Below are 26,207 nucleotides of genomic sequence, written 5' to 3' on the forward strand. Positions count from 1 at the left end.
TATCCCAGAAAAAGTGGGCCACCCTGACACCTGGGTGCCCGGGATTCTAGTACCGAGGAGTTCCAGTGCTCTTGGGCCGGGTCACGGACTTGGCAATGCAGGCCGGCATGGCCTCCACCGCCGCGTGCTCCCGGTTCCGGTACCCGCTGGGACTTTCCCCGGTGATCTGGGTGAAGCTGGTGCTGAACGACCCCAGCGAGGTACAGCCCACCTCCATGCAGGCATCTGTCACGCTCGTTCCGGCGCGCAGCAACGCCATGGAACGCTCGATGCGCCGGGTCATCAGGTAGGCGTAGGGGCTCTGCCCGTAGGCTGCCTTGAACTGCCGGGAGAAGTGGGCCGCGGACATCAGTGCCTTGGCAGCCATGGTGGGAACATCAAGGGGCTTCGCGTAGTCGCGGTCGATCATGTCCTTGGCCCGACGCAGCGCGGTGAGCGTTTCCAGATCGGCTTGCTTCATGGAGTTGAGGCTATCAGTGCCCCATACCCCCGCGAGGCGGCGGACAGGGCCTCGCGCCCACGGCCCAGCTGTACCCGGGCAAACCCTATCGAAAGAACCCTTGCGAAAGAGTTCTTTCGATAGGAGCGTGTGGCGCATGGACATCACCGACGCCAAGGCCATGCGAGCACTGGCTCACCCCCTGCGCATCCAGCTACTCGGAGTCGTCGGGGTCCACGGCCCCATCACCGCCGCCCGGGCCAGCGAATACGTCGACGAAAGCCCCTCCAATTGCTCTTTTCACCTGCGCACGTTGGCCGAGCATGGTTACATTGAGCGCGCGCCCGGCGCCACCGGACGCAACAAACCCTGGCAAATCACCGGCATCACCCAGAACTTCAACAGGGACCAAGCGGACCCCGACGCCGAACTGGCAGCCGTGGCCCTTGGCGACGTGTTCCAAAACTGGGAATTCGAACGCATGCGTGCCGGACGGCACCTTCCGGTCCCCGAGGCCTGGAAGGGACACCTGTACGACTCGGGATCAACCCTCTTCCTCACCCCAGAGGAAGTTGATGGCTTCGCAGCGAACTTCCAGCAGCTCATCGCCCCCTACATCGGGCGTATCACCGATCCCGCACAGCGTCCCGAAGCATCCGCACCCGTACGCGTTTTCATGGCCACAACCCTGGCCCACGACCTCATGCACAAAGACACCAAACCATGAAGGCCCTGCTCTCCATCCCCGTGTTTCGCAGGTTCACCGGAGCCTGGACCATCGACAACCTCGCCGACAGCGCCCTGTTCCTCACGCTCTCCATATGGGTCAAGGACATCTCGGGCTCCTCCGGCGCGGCAGGGATGGTCTTCCTGGTGCTGGGGCTGCCCATCGTCCTGTCCCCACTGACCGGCGCGCTCGCCGACAGGCACCCTCGGCGCCGACTGCTGATCCTGGCAAACACTGCGGCGGCCGGATGCGCGCTGCTCCTGCTGTTGGTCACCGAGCCCGGTGACCTGTGGCTCATCTATGCCGTTGCCTTCTGCTACGGGCTCCTGGGAATCCTCAACGGGGCGGCGCAATCCGGGATCCTGCGCGACATGCTCACGGACGAGCACCTGGACAGTGCCAACGGCCTGCTCTCCACCATCGACCAGGGCCTGCGCATCTTCACTCCCCTGCTCGGCGCGGCCCTCTACACGTTATGGGGCGGAGGCGCGCTCGCCGTAGGGGTTGCCGCAGCGCTGCTGCTCACCGCGGCGTTGCTGCTGACGGTCTCCGCACAGGAGTCAGCCCCGGAACCGGCATCAGAACGTGGAGGGGTCCTCCAGGAGAACTCCGCTGGTTTCCGCCATCTGGGCACCATTCCGCTGTTGTGGCGCATGGTGGTCGTCACGGCGATAGCACTGGGTGTCATCGGCCTGTTCAACTCGGCGCTCTTCGAATTGATCGAGAAGGGATTGGGAAGGGACCGGGATTCTTTGGGGTCTTGATGAGCCTGCAAGGTGCCGGGAGCATCCTAGGCGGGCTGACTGCGGCGATGCTGATGCGCAGGGTGGGGCCCGGCCGTGCCGTCGGTCTGGGCCTGGCGATGATCGCCTTGGCCTCGTTTGCCCCCGCCGCCAGTCTGCTCCCGGTCCTCGTCAGCCCGGAACTTCTGCTGGCCTTGGTCCTGCCCTCGCTCTTCCTCGCCGGGGTGGGTGTCCCGTGGATCTTCGTTTCCCTTGTGACCACCCGGCAGCGTCTGACCCCGGCCCGGTTACAGGGACGGGCCGCGGCGGCCACCAATCTGGTCCTCAACGTTCCGCAGCTGGTCTCGATCGCCGCCGGTGCGCTGTTGGTGGGGATGATGGACTACCGCTGGCTGATGCTCGGGGCCGCGGTGGTGATCTCCGCATGCGCCCTGTCGATGCTGCGCGGTGAACGGGAGCTGCACCAAGAGACACCGGCACCCGCCCCGGACCTTACCCAGTGAAACTAGCTGCAGAGGTCGGATCCCCGAAGGGCAGGTTAGTCGCTGACCGAGCGAACCACCCGTGCCGGGGACCCGACGACAATGGCTCCGGCTGGCACATCCTTCGTGACGACGCAGGCCGCCGCCAGCACCGCATCGTCCCCGATGCTCACCCCGGGGAGGATGGTGACGTTTGCCCCGATCCAGACATTGCGCCCGATGGTCACGGGCGCGGGAATCATGTCGGCACGACGGGCTGGATCAACATCGTGGTTCAGTGATGCGATCACGGCATTGTGCCCGATGAGGCAGTCATCCCCGATACTCACGCCACCTTGGTCCTGGATTTTGCATCCGGCATTGATGAAGATCCGTTTCCCCAGGGTGATGTTCTTCCCGAAGTCGGTGTTGAACGGCGGAAACAGCGTCACGGAGTCGTCCACCGGCTTGCCAATCAGTTGCGCCAACAACTCGCGCACCCGCTCGGGTTCGTGGTAGCCCCCGTTAAGTTCGCCGGTGAGGCGCAGCGCCTCTTGGCTGTACCGGTGCATGGTCTGATGCAACGGCGAGTTCCCGGGTATTCTCCGCCCGGCATTCAGTTCCTCCAGGAGTTCAACGAGTTCCATGGTGTCCTTTCATCGGGCCAAGAGTTGTTCTTGGGCAGCTGGTTCACACCCTAGCTTTCAATCCCCCATTGCTGCATCTTCGGCGACCGGGCAACGCCTCGCAGCGCCGGCCACCCCCCGCGTCATCAGGACCTTGAGGGGCTTTGCCCTTGTCCCGTGGCTCACGGAACGGTGAGCGACTGCCCTTGGCTCGACCTGGGTGGTGTTCCTGCCCCTTGGATCCCAGCGGATTTCGGAGTTCCCTGGTGGCGGTCCCCCGGTCCGCGTCGTTCAGCTCCTTCGTCACCTGGTGAACGCGGCGGACTGGGTCTTGACTTGTTGATTGGAGTTAAAGCTCAAGAGCACCCGACGTCCCTTGGTTCCGACGGCTAGAACAATCCCGAGTGCGCCTCGATAAGCTCGGGCCCGTCGTTGCGCACGTTGCCCACTGCCGCGTCGACCTCGCGCAGCTCCCAGTCGGAGGCCACCTCGGCAGCATCTGCACGCACCATCTCCACCAGGTCCACCGCGTTCTTGTCTTTCGGATCCAGCCACTCGGCCATCGCATCCTTCGACAGCGGGATCGGCAACCGATCGTGCAACCCATGCAGCTGTCGCAGGACCGGGGGTTTGGCATCGGCTGCCGGCGACGGACAGGTAAGGATCGTGGTGGAGAGCAACCACTGTTCCGGGTCTCCGTCTCCCTTGGACGGGTCCTTCCACCATTCGTAGAGGCCGGCAAAGAAGATCAACGACTCGTCGGCCGGATGTACATAGAACGGGCGTTTCTTGGCCTTCGGGGTGTCCCCGGCCAACCACTCGTAATAGCCTTCCGCGGGGACTGCGCAACGTCGCGCCTTCACCGCAGATCTGAAAGTTGGCTTCTCGGTCACGGTCTCGCTGCGGGCGTTGAAGGCGCGCACGCCCACGGCCGAGTCCTTAGCCCATACCGGAACTAGCCCCCATTTGGCCACGTGCACCTGCCGGTGCACCGCGTCGTCGATGATCCGTTCCAGCACGATCGGCACATCGGTGGTGGGCGCTACATTCCAGGATTGCCGCAATTCAAGGTTCGCGTCGGCTTCCGCTTCGGCTTCGGCCACCAGGTCGCCGATTGCTTTGGCCATTACATATCTTCCGCACATCCCCATCACCCCTTCTTGTTGCATTTCGTTTAATCGAGACAGCTCCGGACCCTGGGCGCTGCGGACCCACTGCATCCCATAGACACCGTATCGTTTACGCGGTTTCCCCGAAACGTCGCCGCGCTTCCTTCCGGATATGGGAGATTGTTCGGTTTGCCGGCTCCCAGCAATGGCATCCTGCGGAAAATATGGAATCCGCCTGTCACGTCTCACCACAAGTGGACCGATTTCACGACGCCTGCACCGTTAGCAAGACCTAGCTAAACGCGGACCACCGGAACGTGAACCGATCACGACCGGACGTCTTCAGAACTTGTTCCATATAGGGCCCGCGCACCGGACGTTTCACCGGACGGGTCTTACGGGACGTGGTACTTTCCTGTGAATCTCGATTTTCATGAAGCTTCAGGTCAACGCGAGGTGCGTTCCGTTAGAGGACCCCCTATCGGGACGGTTCAAATTGTCAATCCGGACAGACCCCTAATGGGACGACGCCATTGATTCGGTAGCAAAAAAGAGGTGCTCTACCTAGTTCTCTTCTGGAACACTCGGCCTGGCGAGTCCCAGCGTTTGGTGCCTAAAGTTCCTCGCTCCACAGGGTTGATGCAAGGGCTTCAACGGGGGCCTTGAGTAGGAAAACGCCCCGCACGCCCTCGACGTAGTCAACGATCTTCCTCCTGATTTCTGCATCATTGAAGCTATCCGTCTCCACCCGCCACTTACCCTTGAAACGATCATCGGAATCCACGAAATCAGGGGAACAAGCCCTGACGTAGAAGATGTTCCCTATATCTTCAGAGAAGACTCCGAGAGTTGTCTCTCTGACGGTCAAGTCGTAAACAGTGCCCCATGTCGTTCCCTTCGCACCAAACGGGTCCTTCGAAAAAATTCTCTCGCAGAGGTACTCTTCGTCTTCTGGATCCTCGCTCCAGGATTCGTACAGAACCACGGGAAACAGCTTCTTAATCACTGGAATCATTCCCTTACTATCCATGCTCGGCATTCATGTTGCTAGATTCGTGCCCAATGTTCATTTTCAATGCGGGAGGTGACCCAGCCACCGCAATCCGGGGACGTCCGGACGCCCGCGCATTCTGGGGCAGGGTCGTCGAATAGACGGCCCAAGAAATATGGCAACGTTTGAAAGCCATGCCCTGGGCCAATATCCTGCTGGCTCTTCCCTACATGGGACGGTTCAGGTGGAGCGCAGGCGGCCGTTGTGTGCCCTGAAATCTGGAAGACTCAGGGCATGAACAACGACGAGCAGACCCGCGAGGAGCTGATCCTCCTAAACGCCATCCGAGATGCCTTGGACCGTCGGGACGAGGTCTTCCAGATCATTGATGAGGCGCCTGACGAATCTGCGGCTCTCGCCCGCCTAGGCCGGTTGTTGAATGTGGAGGATCATCTCTGCCGCGGGGCGCAGTTCAAACGGCTACTCGCTGACGCCTACGCTCGACGTCGAGGGGCCATGGTTGAATGTGGAAAGGTGGAAGCATGATGACCCGGCGTCTAAACGACATCGAACTCGAAGTCCTCGAAAACGGTGAGGACGACTGGGTCCTTTTTGCTCACATCATGGGAATCCACAACGAAGCCCAAGGTCTGTCCCTCGACGAAGCAAAGGCCGTCGAGCTGGCTTCTTCGACATGTCTAACATTGTGCGAGTTGGGACTCGCCAGGATGGGGAGATACACGGACGAACACAGTTTCTTTCCATGGCCCGAGACAGTCGCGGAGCTTCAAGCCAGGCTGCAAGCCGAACTGTCTTCCCCTCCCCCTGGCCATGACATGAACCTCAACCAACAGTGGATCATGCTTGATATTCTTCCGGATGGCCTCGATGTCTGGCACCAGCAAAAACGATAGCCAGCGCGGCAGCGGCAGGACTCGCGCCCTTCATCATTCACACGGTAGGGAACCCCTAGGTTAGGCCGCACGCTCAAACGGATCTTGCAGCAGCAATACCGATGCGTATGGCCGGAAATAATCGTCCCGGTGAGGGTTCCGCTTGCGGACGCGAAATCGCAGTGCAGAGGACTTTGGACACTCAGTGCAGTCGTCTTCGGAAAATGACAAACTTTAGCCATCGAGGATTTTGCAACCAAAAACGGTCGTTTGCGGGGCGCGCACACAGGTTGGACCTTTGTGCCTATTCTCCCGTCGGGGGCAAACTACCGAGGGTGAGTGAAGCAGTGCGGTCAGTTGCAATTGCGTAGCGCATTAGTGCGATCGCTTCATAGCCGTTGGGGCCGGAGCGAAAAACGACGTCGTCGAGCAAGAGTAATGACCAGTAGCCTTTTCGGTTCAACATGACCAACGCGTCGCCGGGTTTGGTCTCTTCAACGCGATTGGACATCGGAAGTGTGGCAAGGTCGGCGAAGCGCCCGGGGTGGTCGTTGACCGCAGCAACCAAGCCGATGTCGCCTATCTGGTCGCTATAGTGGCGGACCAGTTTTGGTCCGTCGGGCCCGGTGGTTCCGCCGGACGGATACTGGAGTTTCAACGTAAAGCTCGCCTCGTCGTTGCCGAGGGTAAACAGGCCTGAGTTCTGGTTCAGATTCACCTCGACCAACCCTCTGGAGCTGCCAGTATGCCAGCGGGCCGGGTCGTTGCGAATTGCAGTAGTGGCTTGCGCCTCGGTTCTTCCTTTGAAAGGGTTCTTCCCCAGCGGCGGGGCGGCCTCGAGGGGCGCTTCGTGCAGGTCACGCAGTAGGTGTTCGTATGCGGTTTCGTTGTCGCCGCGGAAATCGATCCAATTTCTGCCCACGAGATAGGTGGGCACGATGGGTTCCCCCTCCACCGTGCCGGAGTCCGGGACCAGCGGGACGACTCGGTTACTACCCAAGTCACGGTAGACGGTTGCTGACACGATAGTCGTTTCAGTGGCAACACCAGAGGGTTGCTGGCCACGTTGATCGGCCTTTGGTCCGTAGTCGTCAGAGAGCACGACTATGACACGGGCCGAAGGGTCAGCGTAGCGCTCCATAAACAAATTCAGGTCGTGGCCAAGACGGACATCCCAGCGGTCCAAGCGAACGTCGACACCGTTTGCGCGCAAGCGTCGAGCTAAGTTGATGACCCATGTCTTATGTTGCTCGCTGGCCCATGAGTAGGAGATGAAGACCACTGGCGGCTCTGATTGGTCGACGAATAAGGGAGTTTCCATGTACCCAGTCTGCCTGAGTGGAGCAGAGTCGTTCTCAAGCTAGTACGGATTGCTATTGAACGAGGTGTAGCCCGCGTTCCCGCAGTGGCGCGCCCGTACGGACAACACCGCTTCAATTCGCACGGCACTCCGCGCAGGCTTCGAATACCTAGGAACCCAAACCAGCGTTATTCTCTATGAATCGACCTCCTACTGCCCGTAGGAAGTTCCCCTGCGGGCGCAGAAGTGCCGTGCAGACGGCTATGGAATTTTGTACAACCGTCTTCTAACGACGGCAACGGCCCCTCGCTCCGCCGTCATTCGGGGCGATTGAGCACGTCGCCATCACAAGTCAGATCGGCGCCGGTTCGAATCGGGAGCACTTCGAGACCTGGCGTATGCATGAGCTCGCGGATGAGTGCCGCGGTTCCCGCAACAAGCGTCGAGTCGAAGTCGATCTCGGTGGCGAGCACCCACGCGTGGTCATCGGGCCACAGGATGCTGGGCGACTGCGCCCACATGGCGTTGTCGACCCAGGGCGCGCGGCCAGGCCAGGTAGTAGCCGCGAAATCATTGACCGCCGCCTCGAACAGAATGTAGTTCCGGCCGGTGCCACCGTGCAGGTCGAACCGTGGTCCGGCTGCGACTTCGCGAGGGAGCAACCCTGAGCCAGGTTCGGCATTATTGCGGGCAAGCCCCGGAAAAGCCTCGATCTTTAAGCGTGCCCCCGCAATTCTCCGCTGAACGACCAGGGCAATCCGTTTGCGAAGCGATAGGTCGGCATTGCCCGCGGCAGCATCGTCGGTGTAACGTGCGGGCATTCCGTCGCTCGAGTCGAACGCGAAGTGCTCTACTCCTACCGAACTCACCAGACCGCCCCACCCGTCCCAGACCGCGGCGATGCCGGCATTCGGAGTCGCGGTGTGACGGGCCAGAACTTCGGAAGCCGCCGCAAGCGAGACGCCATCAAGATTGCCCTCGGACGTGCTGCCGTAGCGCCAACCGTCTGCGGAGATCGCACCGTCGGCATTGCCGTAGTCACGCCGTACCAGCCGTGCATACTGCGCCTCGGCGTGCATGATCGTGCCGAACGATGTCGCAGCCTCCGCCCAGGTGGTGCGCTCGGTTTCGAGCGACTCCGCAATGTCCCGGACACCGGTAAAAAATGTCGCCTCGTCAATGCCCTGCCACGTCTTTGTGTCGCGCGGTCGGTCGCGCTCGACCGGATGGAACACTCGCGCGTACATCTCATACCCGCGGGGCACAATCGACAGGATGCTGCCAAACGTTTCGGTTTCCATGGGACGAAGCCACTCGCCCCGTGCGAGGTCAGGCACCCACTTGAATCTTTCTGACATGCACCCATTCTCCACCAGCGCCCCCGGAGTCATCCCCCAAAGTACGTTCCGTATCGCCGTTCCTTATCTGGGGCATTTACGGCAATGGCGATTCAGGTTGTTTTGCACACTCATTCAACACTCACGGTCGCGGGAAGTCTGTTTCCACGCTAGGTCACCGCGATCAAGCGCATATCCCACCGTCAGGCGGACTTCGCTTCTCCGCTCGTGTGCCCGGCGGTCAGGAGACTACAAGCATTTATTGTTGTCCTGCTACGTGACCGGCGACGTTTTCTTCCGCGCCGTTGCCTTGTTCACCGCCGTCACCATCATTGCAACGACAACAAGGAACGCGAGTCCGCTGAGCATGTACAGGGGTATCTCCAACGCAAATGCCGCCTCGGCGTTCCAATCGAAATAGGTATCGCCTACTGAGTTCAGGTTGGCGAACGACGTGAAGAAATATGCCGGCGCACCCAGGGTGACGATTCCGGCCCATAGTGACACGGCTGCCCAGTTCGGAAGTGCGGATCGGCAGAAAAGCGTCGTCACGCCCCAAGCAAGTGCGAGCAATATACCCATCACAGCGAAGACGAAGCCCGGAATGGTGGTGTAGGTCTGACCCGCAGCATCCATGTCAGCAATCGTCGTTTCAAGCGGCATCTCGCTCGCGGCGATCACTGCCCAGTCGTTCATCAGTGTTGCCCCGAGAAGGGAATAGACGATGATCGCAACCATTCCGAGGAGTGTGAGCAGTATCCGCATCGTGAAAGGCTAGCAGCAGTCTGCAATTGATTCCCCACTTTCCGGAAATCTCGCAACGGCGTATGGCCTCGGCGGAGAAATTCCCCGACTACGTGGATGAAAATGCCGGTTTCACTTTCACACCCATGAACTGTTGCTGGGTGTCCCGCAGAACGTTCCTCTTGCGGGACACCGACGCCCCGAACACAAACCAAACGGACTAGCTGGACCTTGCAGCTGGATTCGAGGTTTCGGTCCGGGACCCGGCCAATCCACAGCCGGCCCGCCCTCCCTGTTCGGCTGTCACCAGGACACGCTGCCGGTGATTCCGGAAACGGTGTCTTCTCCGACCCAGATGCCCTCGCCAATCTGTTCAACATTGATATGGCCACGGCACCGCATCTTTGTCCCCTGGACCTTGGTATAGGCACATGGGGCTTTCCCGCAGGTATCAGCAACTGGGCGATCGCCACGTTGAGGCTCCCGTGACCGGGTTTTCCCCGAGCGAGTTCATGGATGTGAGCGCCCGAACTTCGAATCCGGCGTCGCCCCCGCACGGTTTGAACCAATAGGCCCGACCTTGGCGAAGCCGCCGACGGCAGCGTTGGGCGAGACGGCGGCGAGCGTCCTCCCGGCATCGGAAGGCAGCAGGGCCATCTATCCCGGTCCGTTGTCTGTCCGGCGTCCTTCGATCACGGCTTCGGATTCCAGGTTGAGTGCCTTCTCCAATAGGGTGATGTACGATTCATCCAGCGCATCGCTCCGCACCAGTGGCGGTTCGACAAAAGGCAAGCGGCCACCGTCTGGGCGTACGCGAACCATTCCGGCCCCGCATTCTCGTACGATCTGCCCCTTCTGCTGGGGAGCGCCGCCGCAATCCACCCGGCATGTGCCGATCCAAGCGCCGGATGGCCGGCGAAGGGCAGTTCATTGACCGCAGTGAAGGACCTGACCCGACAGTCGGCGGCCGTGGTTGTGGGTTCAAGCGGATACGTTGTTTCGCTCAGGTTTGTCCAACGGACAAACGCCGCCATCCGGTCTTCGCTCAAGCCGTCGGCTCCGTGAACCACGGCCACGGGATTGCCCAGCGTCAATTCGGACGTGAACACATCTATCTGGTTATACCGAAATGCCCCCTCTTGGTTGGCAAAGCAAGTCTCGGCCTGGTGCAGGTGACTGCAACGAAGGAGAAATCCATGCACCCCCACGCTAGGCCGCATCACCATCGCCGGAATCGGCACTCCCTTTCAATCTTCAACAATCGACAACAGCACCGAAAGCAAGAATCGAATCGCCCACCGCTACACCAAGCCGCCCCATCCCTCGCCGTGGCGGATCGATAATGATGGAGCACGGCCGGTGCATTTTTTCGAGGCGCAGGGGATAATTCCCTTCATGAACAGTCGGGAAAACGGTAAGTCGGAAGCCCGGAAACCTGCCACAGACCTTGCAGCGCCGGCCGAGGCCACCACCACGCTGCCGGAAGCGATGACCGGCAGGGCAAGCCCCGCCAAAACGGCGGTCGGCGACAAACCTGTCTTCGCCTACCTCGCGAGCCTTCCACAGCCACAGCGCGGTATCGCCGAGGCGGTCGATGCCCTGGCAGCCATGACCCTGCCCCGCCTGCAGCGTTCGGAGAAATGGGGCATGGCCTACTACGGAGTGGGCGACGGGTGGTGTTTCAGCTGCGGAGGCTTTGCCCGCCACGTCAAGCTCATGTTCATCAACGGCACCGCACTGAAACCCGTACCGCCGGTGACGCCGGTGGGGATGGGCAAGGCGACGCGAGGCGTGGAGCTTGAATCCATTGACGACATCGACGAACCCGGAATCGTGGAGTGGATGAAACAAGTCACCTCGGTGACGGGTGTTGGCGGAGCCAGGAGACGTTGAAGGCGGGGTGGTTGCCAAGAAAATGTTCACCGCTGATCCATGGCTTGTGGGCCGAACGGCACCAAAAGCAGTGGTGGTCGCCCGCCCACCCTCCACGGAGCAGGCTGGCATGCGCCTGCGGGGACGTGTGCTTCCCGGCCGGCTCGTGAAGGAACATGAAATAAGACTCCCATGTCCGTGGTTACATCAGGTATGAGCGAAAATGAAAAAATTGCCCCCTACATCCCCAAAGCCGGCGCAGTCACGATGTTCACCACCTCGTGGTGCGGCTATTGCCGCAACCTCAAGCGCCTCATGGATGCCAAGGGAATCGGCTACACCGAGGTCAACATCGAAGAAGTCGAAGGCACCGCGGAGCTGGTGGAATCCGTCAACGGAGGGAACCAAACCGTACCGACGCTGATCTTCCCCGATGGAACCTCCGCAACAAACCCACGTATTGAGGAAGTCCTCGAGCGGGTCTAGTCGGCCTGTGATTGGATAGAGGGGTGCCCCTCGCCGAAAGGCAATTGGCGCCCCTTCCTCGTTAAGTTTTGGTCGCACAACGCGACCGCGCATGAATGGAGTGACATGTCACAAAAGGTTCAGGCCGTCATCGTCCGTGCCAAGGACGCCCCCGTTGAGACGGTGACCATCATTGTTCCCGACCCGGGTCCGGGCGAGGCAGTGGTGGACATCCTCACCTGCGGGGTCTGCCACACCGACCTGCACTACAAGCTCGGTGGCATCGGCAACGACTACCCCTACTTGCTCGGGCACGAAGCCACCGGAGTGGTCTCAAAGATCGGCGACGGCGTTGAAAACGTTGTGGTCGGCGACCGCGTCATCTTGAACTGGCGTGCGGTTTGCGGCCAGTGCCGTGCTTGTGCCAAGGGCCAGGCCCAGTACTGCTTCAACACCGCCAACGCCACCCAGAAGATGACCTTGGAGGATGGGACCGAGCTTTCCCCGGCCCTGGGCATTGGCGCGTTTGCCGAAAAGACCCTGGTTGCCGCCGGGCAGTGCACCAAGGTCGATGAGGATGTCGATGCTGCAGCCGTAGGCCTTTTGGGTTGCGGGGTGATGGCCGGCATTGGTGCGGCCCTCAACACCGGCGAGGTCAAGCGCGGCGAGTCCGTGGCAGTGATCGGTTGCGGCGGTGTCGGCATTGCCGCGATCGCCGGAGCGAAGCTGGCCGGGGCCACCACCATCGTGGCCGTGGACCTCGATGACGACAAGCTGGCCATGGCGAAGAACATGGGGGCCACGCACACCGTGAACTCCAAGACCGATGATGCTGTCGAAGGCATCAAGGCCGTCACCGGTGGCTTTGGCGCCGATGTGGTTATCGAGGCCGTGGGCCGTCCGGAAACTTACAAGCAGGCGTTCTACGCCCGTGACCTGGCTGGCCGTGTGGTGTTGGTGGGTGTTCCGACCCCGGAGATGAAGTTGGAGTTGCCGCTGCTGGATGTCTTTGGACACGGTGGATCGCTGAAGTCTTCTTGGTACGGGGATTGCTTGCCGTCGCGTGACTTCCCGATGTTGGTTGAGCAGTACAAGCTCGGTCGTCTGGATCTGGATGCGTTCGTGTCCGAACGCATTGGAATCAACGATGTGGAGGCCGCCTTCACCAAGATGGGCGAGGGCAAGGTCTTGCGTTCGGTGGTGGAACTCTAATGAGCGCGCAGATTCAGAACATCGTCACCTCCGGCACGTTCTCCCTCGACGGAGGCACCTGGGATGTGGACAACAACGTGTGGATCATTGGAAACCAGGACGAGGTCTTCGTCATCGACCCGGCCCACGATCCGGCCAAGATCAAGGAAGCGGTGGGCAACCGTGCGGTCAAGGCCGTGCTGCTGACCCACGGGCACGACGATCACATCCGTTACGCCCGCGAATTCGCGGACTTGGTTGAGGCTCCGATCCACCTGAACCCGGCAGACACGATGCTCTGGCAGGATGTGTTCCCCGGAACCACCGCTGATGTGGAGATCAATGACGGAGACACCTTCGAGGTCGCCGGAACCACCTTGGTCGCTTTGCACACGCCGGGGCACTCCCCCGGCTCGACGTGCTTCTACGTTGAGTCTCTGGGAACCTTGTTCTCCGGCGACACGTTGTTCAACGGTGGCCCTGGTGCCACCGGACGTAGCTACTCGAGCTTCGAGACGATCATCGACTCGATTCGCGAACGTCTGTTTCAACTGCCCGGTGACACTGTGGTGAACACCGGTCATGGTGATGCCACCACCATCGGGGCAGAAGCTCCGAACCTGGATGAATGGATCAAGCGCGGGAGCTAGTCTCCGTTGTTGGTCCGCAGGGTGTGGGTGGTGAAGACATGGTTTCCGTGTTTTTACCGCCCACACCTTTCTTCATGGAAGCGGCAAATTTCCTAACAGACCTCTTCTGTCTGGGCGCCAGGCAAAGAATTTACCCAACCAACGAAAAGGGTCGCAACAATGGACACGATCGTATCGTGGGTTGCTTTTGTTGGGCTTGCGGCGATTCTTGTCTATTCCAAGTGGAAAGAACAGCCAACCCGATCAGACCCGGCCCACCGTGGTGGCAAGCCGCTACCTCACAACCGCGTGGCGAGAATGTTTGTGACCTTCCAAGGTATGGACTGGAGTCTGTTCATAAGCGCCTTGGTGTTCCTCTTCTCGGCTGTTGCAGGAACCACGGACGATTTACGCTGACCGGCATCCGTGGGTACTCACATGAAGCAAAGGTTGCAAGGACGGACAACGCACTCTTTGGGCCGCGATATAAACGCTGTCAAAACTCCAATTCGCCAATCCCCCGAATTCGGATAGGCCTCTGGCTGCGTTGCTTTTCGATTGGGGACCCAGTGCCCAAAAGCAGCCAAGGACCAGACCCGAGCCAGCCGCTGTAGGCACCTGCGCGGTCGCAAAAACATCCCGGAGGGCTCCCGCTGCGCTGTGCAATTTACAGCTCGTTGGCGTCCAGCCGTGCGGCGGCGAGTACCTGGGCGAGGTGCATGCCCTTCGCGTCGGTGCCCTCGGAAATCTGGGTCCGGCAGGAGAATCCATCGGCCAGCACTAGGTCCCCTTCGGCCCTCCCACGGATCGCCGGGAAGAGCTCGCGCTCACCGAGGGTGCGGGAGAGCTCCGCATGTCCGGGTTCGAAGCCCCAGTTCCCGGCCAGCCCGCAACAACCGGTCTCGATCTCGCGCTCGTTGATGCCCACCGAGGCAAGTACCTTCGCGGTTCCGGAGTGATCACCTATAGATCGTTCGTGGCAGTGCACCTGCGAGACTGCTCCGGCGTCCAACGTTCCAAAGGGCCAGACGGCACTGGGCTTGCCGTCTGCAGGCAAGTGTTCGGCGACCAGATCGCCGAAGGGCACCACTGCGGCGGCCAGTGCAGCGGCGCGTGGATCGCCTGGGACCAGCTCGGTGATTTCGTGTCCCAGCATCACGGTGCAGGAGGGCTCCAGGCCGATGACCGGGTAGCCGGCCTCGAGCAGCGGTTCCATGACCTTCAGTGTGTGGCCGATGACTTTCCGGGCGGCATCCAGCTGCCCGGTGGAGTGCCAGGTGAGTCCGCAGCAGACGAAATCTTCGGGGATGATGACGGTGTATCCAAGTGCTTCGAGTACTTCGACGGCGGCCTTGCCTGGAGAAGTATCGAGGTGGTTGTTGAATGAGTCCGGCCAAAGCACCACCGTGGAGCCGGCGGCAGAGTTGCTCGTCGGGCGCTTGGCGAACCAGCGCTGCAGCGACTCGGGGGCAAAGGTGATCATGGTCCGAGTCGGCTCGATGCCGCCAAGCTTTTTCACCAGTTTTTCTACCGGCGTCAGGCGTAGCATCGCATTGGTCGCAGATGCCCCACCGGGAATCGCGTGCAGGATCCGGGTGAGCATCGGCAGCCAACCCATGGTGTAGTGGGCCATGGGCCGCAGCCGCTTCTCGTAGAACCTGTGTAGGAACTCCGATTTGTAGGTGGCCATGTCCACGTTGACCGGACATTCAGACGCGCAGGCCTTGCAAGACAGGCACAAGTCTAAGGCGTCCTTGACTTCCTCCGATTTGTAAGCGGAGGGAAGGGATTCGCCGCGGAACATTTCCGAGAGCACCCGGGCCCGTCCCCGGGTGGAGTCCACCTCGTCGCCGGTGCCTTGGAAGGAGGGACACATCGCCCCCTCGTCCGAGCGGCACAGTCCCACCCCGACGCAGCGGTTCACGCCGTTGAGCAGCGAGCCTTTGTCGCGGGAGAGCGCGTGGACGGGCGACAGCTCAAAGTTGCGCTGGCCCGGGCCGGGCCGCAGCCGGTCATCGATACGTTCGGGGTCGATGAGCACCCCGGGGTTGAACAGCCCGGTGGGATCGAAGACGTTCTTGAAGTCCCTGAAGGCGCCCATCGCGGCGCCGCTGTACATGGTGCCCAGCAGCTCGGAGCGCGCACGGCCGTCCCCGTGTTCTCCGGAGAGCGATCCGCCGTAGCCCGCTACGGTCTTGGCTGCGGCTTCCATGAAGGAACGGAAGACTGCCACGCCCTCCTCAGTACCCAGCGTGAAGGAGATCCTCACGTGCACACACCCCTCGCCGAAGTGGCCGAAAGGGATGCCGCGCAGGCCGTGCTTGTCCATCAGTGTGTAGAGATCACGGAGGTAGTCTGCCAGGTGCTCGGGAGGAACGGCCGAGTCTTCCCATGACGGCCAGGCTTCTCCGCCGTCGGGCAGACGGGTGACGATGCCTGCCGATGCTTCCCGGATGCGCCACAATTTGCGGGCCGCAGCGTGCTCGGTGACGACCACGGCGTCGATGGCTCCGGCGGACTTTGCATCCAGGTATTCGGAAACCAGGGCATCGGCGACGGCACGGGCGGTCTCGGGGGTCTCCCCCGCTGTTTCGCAGAAGAGCCAGCCACCAGCCTTTTCAACTCCGTTGGCGTAGCCTCCACCCAAGCCCGGGAGGTCGGACCCCGCTAGCTCCTGTCCCGGGCGTGAACGCAGGGCATCCAACAAGTCACCGCCCATTCCTTCTGCGGTCGTGACGCCGGGGCGGCGCATGGTGGCGGCCGCAGCAGCCGCATCAAAAACAGTTTCGAAGGCAAGCACTGCCAGCGCTGTGGCCCGAGGCTTTTCGACGAGTTTGACGGTGAGTTCGGTGATGATTCCGCAGGTGCCCTCGGTTCCGGCGAAGGCGCGGGCGGTGTTGAACCCGTTTTCGGGCAACAGGTGGTGTAGCCCGTAACCGGACACCTGACGGGGGAAGCGTCCGAGTTCCGTGCGCAGGGTGGCAAGGTTCGCGTCGCGGAGCTTTTTCAGTGCCACGTTGAGCTCGTGGCTGTCGGTGCCTGTGGTCCCTAGGGTGGCGGTCGTGCCATCGGCGAACATGACTTTGACCGATTCCACGTTGTCAGCCGCGGTGCCCCAGGCCAGCGAGTGGGAACCGCAGGCGTTGTTAGCAACCATGCCGCCCACGGTGCACCGACTGTGTGTGGAGGGGTCAGGCCCATAGGTAAGCCCGAATTCGGCAGCCGCGTCACGCAGCTTGTCGCACACGACCCCGGGTTGGATGCGCGCGGTTCGGGCCACCGGGTCGATGTCTAGGATCTTGTTGAAGTATCTCGAGGTGTCAAGCACCAGACCTTCCCCAATGGCGTTGCCTGCCACCGAGGTGCCCCCGCCGCGGCCGGTTACAGCAAGCCCTTCGGACTGTGCGTAGGCCAGCGCGTGGGTGATGTCCTCCTCACTGCGAACTTCCAGCACAGCGGCCGGGACACGCCTGAAGATCGATGCATCCGAGACGTATGCAGCTCGGGTGGTCATGTCGGTACGCAACCGCGAGCGCATCGCTGCGGCCGCGTCGAGCGCAACGGGCAGGATTTCCATGGCTAGGGCCTCTCTTGGGACAAGTATCGCAATCGTAACATGTTACAGTCAATCCGTGGACGTGCCGTTGCTTCGGTTATACGTAGACCCGCTTAAATCCGAACAATGAGAAGATCGGAACATGACTAGCCCCGATTCCCGTCTCTTGCCCCAACGCGGGCAGTCGTTGGCCGACCAAGTAATGAACTATGTTCGCCATTCAGTGATCACCGGCGACATGGAAGTGGGGCGACTTTACAGCGTTTACCAACTCGCCGAACTGCTGGAAATCTCCCGCTCACCAGTCCGTGAGGGCTTATTGCGGCTCGAAGAGGCGGGGTTGATCGAGTTCTCACGCAACAGGGGCTTCCGTATCATCCCGACAAGTCCACACGACGTGGCAGAAATATTCTCACTGCGGCTAGCGCTCGAGGTGCCAGCCGCCCACCGCGCTGCGGCGGCCCGAACAGCGGAACTAACAGCCGAATTCGCGGCACTTGAGGGCCGCATGCGCACGGCAGCATCCCATGACTCAGAAGATGAGTTCTTCGCTCTTGACCAGCAATTACACGATTTGATCCTAGGGGCTGCACGCTCAAGCCGTGGACGGGACTTCGTCAATCGGCTACGTGTGGCTACCCGGCTACTGGGCGTTTCCACAGCCGGCAAGGAACGAACAATGCACGACATCGTTGCCGAGCACTCACCCATCATTGAGGCCATCAAAGCCGGAAAAAGCTCCGAAGCCGCCACAGCCATGAGAGAACATCTCACGATGACCGGGCGGCTTCTGGTCGCGCAAGCTGTCGCGGGTCAAGAACTAGATGTGGATCCCGATGACCTGTGGCACGAGTGGACCGAAGGATATTAACTTTTTACGACCGACGCCGATTTGAAGTTCTGCAACTCAGATTTGTACAGTACGCATGCCGTGCTGACGACGAAAGCATCACCGCAAATCGCCTCGGACGCGCCACTCACAACTGACGTAAACAGTGGTGGAGGCCCAAATCGTGAGCGCAAAGCCCCAAGCCGCTTTGAACACCCCGTCAATCGAACACTCCCAGACCGATACTTCCGCCGCCAATAGCGGCGTCGAGAAACGACTCTGCGAAAACCGGACCCCGCTTCGTTGATGGCCAGAGATACCTCAAACATCCCCTGAATAATCTGGCCGTCCAACCATGGCACCGATATCGACACCGCATGAATCTGTGGCCAGCTGTCAGCAGGCCACAAAGAATTTATTTCCAAATCGGCTATGGCGGCTCAGGGACCGAAATTTTCGTCATGCTAGGTTTAGCCGTTCCCAATCGTGACCGCTCGGCTTTCTGGTATGAAATCGCGAGGGGTTTGCAAAGGCAATATTTTCGTTCGGCTGACCTGACGAAAGTTCACTAGCGACAGATTCACCGACACCAGAGGCCATTTTGAAGCCCTTACCCGAAAACCCGGTAGCCAAATATACCCCTGGCATTTCATCGACCCAACCGATGAGTGGATTATTATCCATGGAGTAAAGGTCTGGATACGCCTTCGAACGGACGCACGTAGGATACAAGCCTGGCATGAACTGCTCAACGGCCAGATTACACGTATTGATTTCTTCAGGTGATAGGTTCCGATCCATCTCCGACATCCGAAGAATTTCCTGTGGGGGAACGATCCCTCCGAGCTTGACGGTACTGCCGTCGATCGCGGGTGCGCCCCACATGTGCAGATCCGTTGAATCACGCATGAATGCGGGGAAGGCTTCTGCTGAAAATTCCTTCGGATGCTTGGTTGCATACCAGGTCAGAAGGATTCGCCCGGTCTTCAACCACTTGGAATAGCGCTCAGGTAACAGATTTCGGGACCAGGCGCCTGCTGCAATGACCACCTTTTCAAATTTCAGGCGTTTGCCATCAACTTCGATCTCAACGTGGTTCTCATGCGGAATAATTTGGTCAATTTGAGCGGAAGCATGCACCCGAGCACCATTGGCTTTGGCCTGCTCAATCGCGGTAAGTACCGCTAGGTCGGTCCTGAGCAATCCACCGCGCGGATCGAATAGTCCGATGTCAGTCGGGAGGAGACGATGCTGCGGGTAAGTCTGTTCCAGCCGGTCATGGGCTAGTCGTTCATAAGGATTTTCAGTCTGCGAGGCACTCTGGGTGAATTGCTCAATATAGTCACCACGATCGCTGCTTATCGTTAGAGCTCCGTTGCTTTGGTCCAGAACCGTCTGGCCGCTGACTTCATTCAGTTCCTTCCACAGTTCCTCAGATTTGGCGAGCAGTCGGCTGAATTCGGCCCCTTCCCGATAGGCCATGCGGAACATCCGCGTATCACCACCTACTGCCGTGTTGTCGGAGGCCGGGTGGAACTGTTCGAATCCGACGACTCCTTCAGTCCGCAAAGAAGAACGCCACAGGATCATGCTTCCGATGGTGCCCAATCCAATAACGGCAATTTTTCCGTCCATTTAGCTACTCCCTTGAGCTCTGAAGCGGGCCCTGAAATTCAGGGTGTTTTGAATGCTGGTGTAAGTGGGTTGGTTTCGGACGGCAGCTAATTCCGTTATGCCTTGCCGTTTGTTCCGGAGACCCTGGCGAGGAACTCGCGTGTTCGAGGGCTTCGCGGATTCTCGAAGACTTCTTCCGGGGTTCCGTCCTCGATGATCTTCGCTTTGTCCATAATCACTACGCGATCCGCTACTTCCCGCGCGAACTGCATTTCGTGGGTAACCACGATCATGGTCATGCCGGCTTTCGCCAAGTCCGTCATGACTCGGAGTACTTCGCCGACCAGTTCTGGATCGAGCGCCGAGGTAGGTTCGTCGAACAACATGACCTCAGGGTTCATGGCCAGTGCTCGGGCTATGGCAACCCGTTGTTGTTGTCCACCAGATAACTCGCCGGGGTATGCATCAGCTTTGCTAGTCAACCCGACCTTTGCGAGCAGCTCGAGGGCCACTTTCGTGGCTTCCTTCCGATGCACCCCATTGACGACTGTTGGTGCTTCGATAATGTTCTGCAAGACGGTCAAATGTGGAAATAGATTGAACTGTTGGAACACCATCCCTAGGCGTTGGCGCTGCTGGGCCGTGGCTTTTTCACTGAGCAGTTCCATCGAACCGTTCACTTCTTTGTACCCAACATATTCGCCCAACACGCGGATCTCTCCCGAATCGAGTGTTTCAAGACGGTTGATGCAGCGCAGCATTGTGCTCTTGCCAGAACCGGAGGGTCCTATGACGCAAACAACTTCGCCACGTTTGATGTTTAAGGACATGTCATCCAGAACAACCAGGCGTTCGAAATTTTTGGTTGGGAATGATTTAGTGATTCGTTTGAGCTCAATGACGGTTTCGGGGTTATTGACCTCAGGCATTTGCTTCCTCTTCGTTGATCGCTGGCTGGTTTTTTGATTCGTTTGAAGGTCGTTGACTTACTTTTTTATGACTCCTTCTCTTTTCCCCATATCCGCGGTTGAATACCCGCTCAACACGACTTTGTATCCAGGTGAGGATGGAGACGAGTACGAGATACCAAATAGTGGCAACCGCAAGGAGAGGGATGACTTGATAATTTTGCGAATAAACGATTTGTGCTGAGTAGAGAAGATCGCTGAGTGCAAGAACGCTGACCAGTGAAGTGCTTTTCAGCATCGTGATGACTTGGTTGGCAGTGGGCGGAACGATCAAGCGCATTGCCTGGGGAAAGATGATTCGTTGGGTAACCTTGAGCGGCTTCATTCCAAGTGCGTGGGCAGCTTCGCTCTGTCCCTTAGCAACCGCAACAATGCCGGATCGGATGATCTCCGCCATATATGCGCTCTCATGCAGCGACAAGGCGAGGAAAGCTGCAGTAAAAGGGCTGATGATCTCATTTGCATTCAAGGTAATCAACGGTGGTGAACCAGGCATCCCCAGTTCTAATTGGGGAAACAGCGCCGCAAGGTTGAAGAAGAATAGAAGCAGGACCAGCAGCGGCACCCCGCGAAAAATCCAGGTATAGACGGTAGCTATCCACTGCAGCGGAGGGCTCGCGGACAACTTCATGAGCGCTATCACGGCTCCGAGAAGGGTACCCGCGATCATGCATATGAGCGTCAAGAGCAGGGTGTTCGCGATGCCAGAAAGAATGATGGTGCTAAACAGGTATGCACCAATGACCCGCCAACCAAAGCGCTCATTTCCAAAGATGGATACAAGAATTGCCAGCGCCACCAGAATGACAAAGGCGGAGAGTACGATCTGTTTGATGTTCCGTGGAATAACTACGGCCGGAGCAGGGGCTATGTCAGGGGCTAAATTCGATGGCACGGGCTTTTGTCACCTTCTGCTATTTCTTGATTTCAGCGTGGTCAATCGCGAGATCTCCGACACCGTACATTTCCATTGTTTTCTGGTACACGCCAGAGTCGATCAGGTCGTTCATTGCTGCGGCAATTGCCTCGGTCATGGGCGACTTTTTATCCACTCCGATACCGAGAATAGAACCATCTGTGAGCGCGTCACCGACTTCGATCTTGTCGTTGAGGTTGGCCGCATACAGGAGGATGGGCGTATCGCCTGCCACTGCATCAACCCGACCGCTGTCGAGTGCCGAGAGCGCCTTTTGCTGGTCCGGGAAGCCTTGGACATCAATCGGCTGGTCGCCCGCCTCCGCGCATGCCTTCGACTTGACGGGCATGACTTCGGTGAACTGGAACGATCCAACTTCTAGGCCGACGGACTTGTCGCAAAGGGTGTCGGCAGTGATATTCTTCGGGTTCCCCTTGGGCTGTGCCAACGAACTGTTCGCGAAGTAGTACTGGACGAAATCAAGGACCTTGATCCTGTCGTCGGTAATGGCCATATTGGCGGCAGTCGCATCATAGCGTCCCGCCTGGATGCCTGGAATGATCTGATCCATCGAGGCAGCTTTCATAGTGACTTTGAGGCCGAGTACCTCCCCGATCGCCGCCATGATGTCCGGATTCAAGCCGACTACTTCGCCGGATTTTGGATCGGGGTAGCCCAACGGCGCCATACCCATGGTGGTCGCGACCTCGAGAGTGCCCTTCTTTTTCACATCGGCCGGAAGAAGGTCGGCGGCCTCTTGATTGAATTCAGCCGTCGGCCGTTCTTGGGATTTCTCGTCGGAACCTTCAGACAAGGCCGCTTCCGGGTCGCTGCAGCCGGTTAGGGCCAGCATTGCGATTGCCGCGAGGCTCGCGAGCACCTGGGAACTTTTGCGAATGTTTTTCACCGTGGAACCTCCAAAGGGGGTGTGTCGCATGTTACATGATAGGCATCACACTACATGTTTACGTTTGAAAAGGAAACGGTTCTGAGGGAAGCGTTGCCAGCCGGGACATCTGATCAAAGTCACTGCCGGGAAAAATCCAACTGGCAATCGAGAAGAGACCACTCTTCCCGCGACAGGTAAGCCTGGATTGGCAGATAAGGTACCTTCATCCGCGAAGTCTGCATGTTACCTGTAGCATTCGTAATACTAATGACTATCTAGGATGTGCGATGACTGTCCCCACTCCGGCTTTGCAGCCGCTGGATACCCGACGCGTCACCCTGACGGACCGGACCCTAAATGCAGTGCGTGAGGGAATCCGCACAGGAACACTAATTCCAGGTGAGCTGTACTCGGTGTATCGTTTGGCTGAGGAGTTGGGCGTATCCAGAAGCCCCGTCCGCGACGCACTTCTACGGCTCGCGGAAACGGGAATAGTGAACTTCGAACGCAACAAGGGCTTTAGAGTCGTGTTGCCGGGGCCCAAAGAACTCGCAGAGATGATCGCCGTTCGCATTTCCCTCGAAGTCCCGGCTGCCCGACGTGCCGCGCACAACATCGGACTCGACAAAGAGAACAAACTTCGGACTGTCTATGAGGCCATGGAAGAAGCCGCCAAAAATCGTGATGAGCCCAAGTTCATGGATGAAGATCAAAAGCTGCACGGGGTAATCCTCAAGCTTGCGGCAAACAGCTACGTAGAACGTGTGATCGATACGCTCCGCGATGCAACGAGACTCGTTGGCTCCTCAACCATCAAGGGATCCAGAGATCTTAACGCAGTTCTTGTTGAACACCGACCGATCGTGGAGGCTGTTTTAGCCGGAGACGCAGTGGAGGCCGGCCGCGCCATGGATACGCACCTTCGCAAGACAGGAAGAGTGCTGCTAGCTGACGCTGTGAAACGGACCGAGACCGGACACGATCCAAACGAACTATGGGAACGTCTGATCGACTGAAATAGTTGTCATAACATCCGGTGCTGTCCTCAATATGTTGGGGCGTAGTGCATAGTGCATTTCACTTGTTTTGGCCTAGCATCGGCGCCAGTTAGAACGACAAGCTCCCCGGATTGCCATTCATCGGTCATTCCGGGGATGTGGCTACTCTCAGTTTTTTCGGATGTGGAGCATGATGAGGCCCACGGCTCGGCGTTGGCCCGTGGTTGGCTCCTCGGCCCACCCGAGAGGCTGATTCCCTCACCTGGCTGTTCGGCATAGGCGACCCTCATGATGCCGCGGGCGCGGTTCCGCATACAGTCCATCAGGTCCTTGTAGGTCAAGGGGCGCTCATGTCATGAAGCTTGTGAATGCGAACCCTTGCGTGGCACGGCGGCAGAATGTGCTGCCTTATCGGCATGCTCTTCGGGACGCCAATCTTCGGTGAACGCCAGCTGCGCTCAGGCAGTGGGCAGGTGCTAGGTCCGAGGCGAGGCGAGCGTACAGAGGAACACGTGGCCCGGCACCGGTCCGCGGTGAAAGAACGACCGAACCGGAAGCCTGGGCCACCGGGCATTGAGGAGCTTCTCCACAGTGGCCAGCCATTTGAAGGTAAGAACCGCCTCGGGTGCGATCTGGATGAATTCGATCTGTTCGCATCCGTATTTGTATCCCAGAAGTAGCAATGCTTAGTCAGGTGCTGCGTCTTCCAGCGACGCAGAAGGATGTCTGGTCGAAGAGCACAAGTCTGTCGTGATTGTGTTCGATCCCCGGATGCGTCCGTGCGAACTGCTTTCAGCGAATGGTAATGCTCCGGCAGCAAGTTCATCGCAACATACAGGCCACCGACGCAGTCATGGCCCAGGTTCCATGCGCTGTCGGCGTCGGCGAACCAGTTCATGCAAGGTCTCAAGCTTCGACTTGGCATGGAAACAGGGGGCGAACAAAACCATGACCAAGTCCTAGTTTTTTCCACAAGGGTCCAAGCAGGGACTCGCAGCGAATGCAGTGTGGTCCATGGAGTAGGCGGACAAGGCGTGCTCGTGCGGCAGGTGTTGCGCCAGCACGTCGATTGGGGTTTAGAACGGCCATACTTGTCAGGAAGGCCTTCAAATCCAAAGTTGACTCCATACGGGGAGCTAGGATATTTTGCCCGGGGTCCCCTACGTAACTCTCTCGTCCACACGGTTGCTCCGGCACACAAGCATCGACTTGTGGATGGCTTCGACGGGCAACTTGCTGAACCCGTTGTAACCCGCTGGTGCGACGCGTCACGTTGATGGTTACTGCTCAGGCCAAGTTATCGTAGAAGGTGTGTAGATCAAGAAGCGAGTGTTCATCTGGAACGAAGCAGTGGCCACCCAAAGACCTGGTAGCGGCTTGCCTCCTGAATGAGGCCGAGTTTAGTTGCTCGGTTTACCGCGCTGACCGATTTGCGGATACACCGCCAAGTCATTGGGCCGAGTGGCCTCAGCAACGGATCTTTTTGTTACATCTACAGCCACCAGCACCACACATGACACTGCCAACTCGGTCTTGTCCGGCATCAACTCTCGCGAGTCGTTAACAGCCTGCTGTGCTCTTCGACGGTCGGACTTGATTCGGGAGTAGACCAGTCTGGTTCTCGCCGTCGAGGACTTGTAAATTTTCACGGTCATACGGACTTTGAGCGCAAATGGTCGGGCCGAGTCGTGGGTGCGAAAGTAATCCAGTCCTTGACCATACAGGCGGCAAGCACGGACTATGCGCACCGCTCTTGCGCAGCCAATTAAACACTTGCGGCTGCGAACGAACAACTTCTCGACAATTATTCCGCGATTGTCTTTTGGCCCACAAGCATGGAAATGCCCCGGAAGCATGAACCTCCGGGGCGAAACCCCGACTTAGATTCACCCTAAAGGCGATCCCGCTTATATTCATCCAAAAATTGAATGACTTGGGTGGTGACCTGCGTTGACATTCTTTTAAGGGCCTCTTCAGTCATGGCGGCCATATGCGGGGTCAGAACTAGATTCGGCGCAGAGAAGAGCGCAGAATTCGTATCTGGAGGTTCGGGCGCGTAGACATCGAGGGCAGCTCCGGACAAATGGCCTGATTCCAAGGCTGCAATCAGCGCCGTTTGATCGACAAGCTCGCCTCTGGCCGCGTTGATCAAGATGGCGCCCGGTGGGAGAAGCTCCAGTTCGCGCCGGCCGATCAGATTCTGGCTTTCCGGCCCGCCAGGAACATGCAGGCTGACGATGTCTGAGCACGACAGCAACTCGTCCATGTCATCTACGAGCGCAAAGGACCGCTCCTTTGTCCGGTCTAGGAAAGGATCATATGCGGTGACATGCATACCCAACTGGAGTGCATGCTGCGCCACAGTAGCTCCGATGGCACCGGCACCTATTAGCCCCAGCCTGGTGCCATTAGCCTCCCGCCCGGTCAGACCGGCACGATCAACTTGTCCCGGCAACGACCCTGCGCCGGAGGAAAAGTTCCCCCTTCTGAGGGATGAAGTGACCTCCGGAATTCGTTTCAGGAGCATAAGCGCCACAGTTAGGACGTACTCCGCAACAGAGCCGGTATTGGCCTGTGGCGTGGTCACCACCTTAATTCCGAGCTTTTCCGCCGCCGATAGATCGATGTTATCCGTGCCGGCACCGTGCCGACCAATGATCTTCAGCTTGGGAGACTTCTTCATCATCTCTTCAGTAAAAGGCGTACTCCGGATGATGACCGCATCCGCTCTTGCGAGGATTTTTTCGAATTCTTCATTCTCCTCCGCCGGCATACGGTCAACGATGCAATGACTCGTGAGAAGTTCGATTCCCATTGGGTGGATCGACTCCATCAAAGCAACGCGCGGAATTTCATCTACAGGCATGGACATTCCTCTGTGAGGGGGGGTAAACGTGGAGTGGAAGAGTA

General features: G+C 59.0%; 26 protein-coding genes. 12 read left to right on the top strand and 14 right to left on the bottom strand.

Features of this window, described 5'->3' with window-relative positions:
• Nucleotides 1-46: 46 nt before the first annotated feature.
• Nucleotides 47-460, bottom strand: coding sequence for a helix-turn-helix transcriptional regulator (locus ADIAG_RS14905; RefSeq protein WP_007272241.1), 414 nt, complete (start codon nucleotides 458-460; stop codon nucleotides 47-49).
• Between the two features lie 136 nt (nucleotides 461-596).
• Here ADIAG_RS14905 and ADIAG_RS14910 point away from each other — a divergent pair, with 136 nt between their 5' ends.
• The 3 genes from ADIAG_RS14910 to ADIAG_RS20430 are packed head-to-tail and all read left to right on the top strand — an operon-like array spanning nucleotide 597 to nucleotide 2,412.
• Nucleotides 597-1,166, top strand: a complete 570-nt coding sequence (locus ADIAG_RS14910; RefSeq protein ID WP_007272242.1) for a winged helix-turn-helix domain-containing protein — start codon at nucleotides 597-599, stop codon at nucleotides 1,164-1,166.
• Nucleotides 1,163-1,930, top strand: coding sequence for an MFS transporter (locus ADIAG_RS14915; protein WP_007272243.1), 768 nt, complete (start codon nucleotides 1,163-1,165; stop codon nucleotides 1,928-1,930). Before ADIAG_RS14910 ends, ADIAG_RS14915 begins: the two co-directional genes overlap by 4 nt.
• The gene (locus ADIAG_RS20430; RefSeq protein WP_007272244.1) at nucleotides 1,930-2,412 is read left to right on the top strand and encodes an MFS transporter; all 483 of its coding nucleotides are present in this window, start codon (nucleotides 1,930-1,932) and stop codon (nucleotides 2,410-2,412) included. The genes ADIAG_RS14915 and ADIAG_RS20430 overlap by 1 nt, the downstream gene beginning before the upstream one ends.
• A gap of 35 nt (nucleotides 2,413-2,447) precedes the next feature.
• Here the strand turns inward: ADIAG_RS20430 and ADIAG_RS14920 are convergent, their stop codons facing one another.
• The 3 genes from ADIAG_RS14920 to ADIAG_RS14930 all read right to left on the bottom strand — a co-directional run bounded on the left by ADIAG_RS14920 (nucleotide 2,448) and on the right by ADIAG_RS14930 (nucleotide 5,135).
• Nucleotides 2,448-3,017 (bottom strand): sugar O-acetyltransferase, encoded by a 570-nt coding sequence (locus ADIAG_RS14920; protein ID WP_007272245.1) that lies wholly within the window; start codon nucleotides 3,015-3,017, stop codon nucleotides 2,448-2,450.
• 368 nt (nucleotides 3,018-3,385) lie between these two features.
• Nucleotides 3,386-4,141, bottom strand: coding sequence for an SOS response-associated peptidase (locus ADIAG_RS14925; RefSeq protein ID WP_149621143.1), 756 nt, complete (start codon nucleotides 4,139-4,141; stop codon nucleotides 3,386-3,388).
• 577 nt (nucleotides 4,142-4,718) lie between these two features.
• Nucleotides 4,719-5,135 carry a hypothetical protein gene (locus ADIAG_RS14930; protein WP_152426179.1) on the bottom strand — a complete coding sequence of 139 codons (417 nt, stop codon included), beginning with the start codon at nucleotides 5,133-5,135 and terminating at the stop codon, nucleotides 4,719-4,721.
• Between the two features lie 255 nt (nucleotides 5,136-5,390).
• On the opposite strand from ADIAG_RS14930, the gene ADIAG_RS20435 reads away from it, so the two are divergent.
• Both ADIAG_RS20435 and ADIAG_RS14940 read left to right on the top strand, forming a co-directional pair.
• The gene (locus ADIAG_RS20435) at nucleotides 5,391-5,642 is read left to right on the top strand and encodes a hypothetical protein (RefSeq protein ID WP_007272248.1); all 252 of its coding nucleotides are present in this window, start codon (nucleotides 5,391-5,393) and stop codon (nucleotides 5,640-5,642) included.
• Nucleotides 5,639-6,010, top strand: a complete 372-nt coding sequence (locus ADIAG_RS14940; protein ID WP_007272249.1) for a hypothetical protein — start codon at nucleotides 5,639-5,641, stop codon at nucleotides 6,008-6,010. Before ADIAG_RS20435 ends, ADIAG_RS14940 begins: the two co-directional genes overlap by 4 nt.
• A 283-nt stretch (nucleotides 6,011-6,293) precedes the next feature.
• Here ADIAG_RS14940 and ADIAG_RS20440 read toward each other — a convergent pair whose 3' ends face one another.
• The 4 genes from ADIAG_RS20440 to ADIAG_RS22685 all read right to left on the bottom strand — a co-directional run bounded on the left by ADIAG_RS20440 (nucleotide 6,294) and on the right by ADIAG_RS22685 (nucleotide 10,596).
• Complete coding sequence (locus ADIAG_RS20440) at nucleotides 6,294-7,310, bottom strand: toll/interleukin-1 receptor domain-containing protein (protein WP_007272250.1); 1,017 nt, start codon at nucleotides 7,308-7,310, stop codon at nucleotides 6,294-6,296.
• Nucleotides 7,311-7,606: 296 nt separating this feature from the next.
• Entirely contained in the window at nucleotides 7,607-8,590 is a 984-nt protein-coding gene (locus ADIAG_RS14950) for a hypothetical protein (protein WP_235045923.1), read from the bottom strand.
• Nucleotides 8,591-8,899: 309 nt separating this feature from the next.
• The gene (locus ADIAG_RS14955) at nucleotides 8,900-9,391 is read right to left on the bottom strand and encodes a hypothetical protein (RefSeq protein WP_007272252.1); all 492 of its coding nucleotides are present in this window, start codon (nucleotides 9,389-9,391) and stop codon (nucleotides 8,900-8,902) included.
• A 671-nt stretch (nucleotides 9,392-10,062) separates the two neighbouring features.
• The gene (locus ADIAG_RS22685) at nucleotides 10,063-10,596 is read right to left on the bottom strand and encodes a PhzF family phenazine biosynthesis protein (RefSeq protein WP_407636056.1); all 534 of its coding nucleotides are present in this window, start codon (nucleotides 10,594-10,596) and stop codon (nucleotides 10,063-10,065) included.
• Between the two features lie 169 nt (nucleotides 10,597-10,765).
• Between ADIAG_RS22685 and ADIAG_RS20445 the strand changes: the two genes are divergently transcribed.
• From ADIAG_RS20445 to ADIAG_RS14985, 5 genes are all read left to right on the top strand, one after another.
• Entirely contained in the window at nucleotides 10,766-11,263 is a 498-nt protein-coding gene (locus ADIAG_RS20445) for a DUF1801 domain-containing protein (protein ID WP_051059967.1), read from the top strand.
• A 192-nt stretch (nucleotides 11,264-11,455) separates the two neighbouring features.
• Entirely contained in the window at nucleotides 11,456-11,728 is a 273-nt protein-coding gene (locus ADIAG_RS14970; RefSeq protein ID WP_043475236.1) for a mycoredoxin, read from the top strand.
• A gap of 105 nt (nucleotides 11,729-11,833) precedes the next feature.
• Nucleotides 11,834-12,919, top strand: coding sequence for an S-(hydroxymethyl)mycothiol dehydrogenase (locus ADIAG_RS14975; protein WP_007272258.1), 1,086 nt, complete (start codon nucleotides 11,834-11,836; stop codon nucleotides 12,917-12,919).
• On the top strand, nucleotides 12,919-13,548 hold the full coding sequence (locus tag ADIAG_RS14980) for an MBL fold metallo-hydrolase (protein WP_007272259.1): 630 nt from the start codon (nucleotides 12,919-12,921) through the stop codon (nucleotides 13,546-13,548). The genes ADIAG_RS14975 and ADIAG_RS14980 overlap by 1 nt, the downstream gene beginning before the upstream one ends.
• Before the next feature lie 159 nt (nucleotides 13,549-13,707).
• Nucleotides 13,708-13,944 (top strand): hypothetical protein, encoded by a 237-nt coding sequence (locus ADIAG_RS14985; protein WP_007272260.1) that lies wholly within the window; start codon nucleotides 13,708-13,710, stop codon nucleotides 13,942-13,944.
• A gap of 250 nt (nucleotides 13,945-14,194) precedes the next feature.
• On the opposite strand, the gene ADIAG_RS14990 is transcribed toward ADIAG_RS14985, so the two are convergent.
• The gene (locus ADIAG_RS14990) at nucleotides 14,195-17,104 is read right to left on the bottom strand and encodes an FAD-binding and (Fe-S)-binding domain-containing protein (RefSeq protein WP_007272261.1); all 2,910 of its coding nucleotides are present in this window, start codon (nucleotides 17,102-17,104) and stop codon (nucleotides 14,195-14,197) included.
• 121 nt (nucleotides 17,105-17,225) lie between these two features.
• Between ADIAG_RS14990 and ADIAG_RS14995 the strand changes: the two genes are divergently transcribed.
• Nucleotides 17,226-17,954 carry a GntR family transcriptional regulator gene (locus tag ADIAG_RS14995; protein WP_007272262.1) on the top strand — a complete coding sequence of 243 codons (729 nt, stop codon included), beginning with the start codon at nucleotides 17,226-17,228 and terminating at the stop codon, nucleotides 17,952-17,954.
• A 417-nt stretch (nucleotides 17,955-18,371) separates the two neighbouring features.
• Here the strand turns inward: ADIAG_RS14995 and ADIAG_RS15000 are convergent, their stop codons facing one another.
• The 4 genes from ADIAG_RS15000 to ADIAG_RS15015 form a co-directional block, all read right to left on the bottom strand.
• Nucleotides 18,372-19,547: an FAD-dependent oxidoreductase gene (locus tag ADIAG_RS15000; protein WP_007272263.1), complete on the bottom strand. Its 1,176-nt coding sequence runs from the start codon at nucleotides 19,545-19,547 to the stop codon at nucleotides 18,372-18,374.
• Nucleotides 19,548-19,642: 95 nt separating this feature from the next.
• Nucleotides 19,643-20,455, bottom strand: a complete 813-nt coding sequence (locus ADIAG_RS15005; RefSeq protein WP_007272264.1) for an amino acid ABC transporter ATP-binding protein — start codon at nucleotides 20,453-20,455, stop codon at nucleotides 19,643-19,645.
• The gene (locus ADIAG_RS15010; protein ID WP_007272265.1) at nucleotides 20,448-21,389 is read right to left on the bottom strand and encodes an amino acid ABC transporter permease; all 942 of its coding nucleotides are present in this window, start codon (nucleotides 21,387-21,389) and stop codon (nucleotides 20,448-20,450) included. The genes ADIAG_RS15005 and ADIAG_RS15010 overlap by 8 nt, the downstream gene beginning before the upstream one ends.
• Nucleotides 21,390-21,408: 19 nt before the next feature.
• Nucleotides 21,409-22,317: a transporter substrate-binding domain-containing protein gene (locus ADIAG_RS15015; RefSeq protein ID WP_007272266.1), complete on the bottom strand. Its 909-nt coding sequence runs from the start codon at nucleotides 22,315-22,317 to the stop codon at nucleotides 21,409-21,411.
• A 269-nt stretch (nucleotides 22,318-22,586) separates the two neighbouring features.
• Here ADIAG_RS15015 and ADIAG_RS15020 point away from each other — a divergent pair, with 269 nt between their 5' ends.
• Nucleotides 22,587-23,315 carry a GntR family transcriptional regulator gene (locus ADIAG_RS15020; RefSeq protein ID WP_007272267.1) on the top strand — a complete coding sequence of 243 codons (729 nt, stop codon included), beginning with the start codon at nucleotides 22,587-22,589 and terminating at the stop codon, nucleotides 23,313-23,315.
• Between the two features lie 1,873 nt (nucleotides 23,316-25,188).
• On the opposite strand, the gene ADIAG_RS15030 is transcribed toward ADIAG_RS15020, so the two are convergent.
• On the bottom strand, nucleotides 25,189-26,163 hold the full coding sequence (locus ADIAG_RS15030) for a hydroxyacid dehydrogenase (protein ID WP_007272269.1): 975 nt from the start codon (nucleotides 26,161-26,163) through the stop codon (nucleotides 25,189-25,191).
• Nucleotides 26,164-26,207: the final 44 nt, after the last annotated feature.

The sequence above is a fragment of the Paeniglutamicibacter gangotriensis Lz1y genome, from assembly GCF_000348945.1.
In the GTDB taxonomy this organism is placed as follows: domain Bacteria; phylum Actinomycetota; class Actinomycetes; order Actinomycetales; family Micrococcaceae; genus Paeniglutamicibacter; species Paeniglutamicibacter gangotriensis.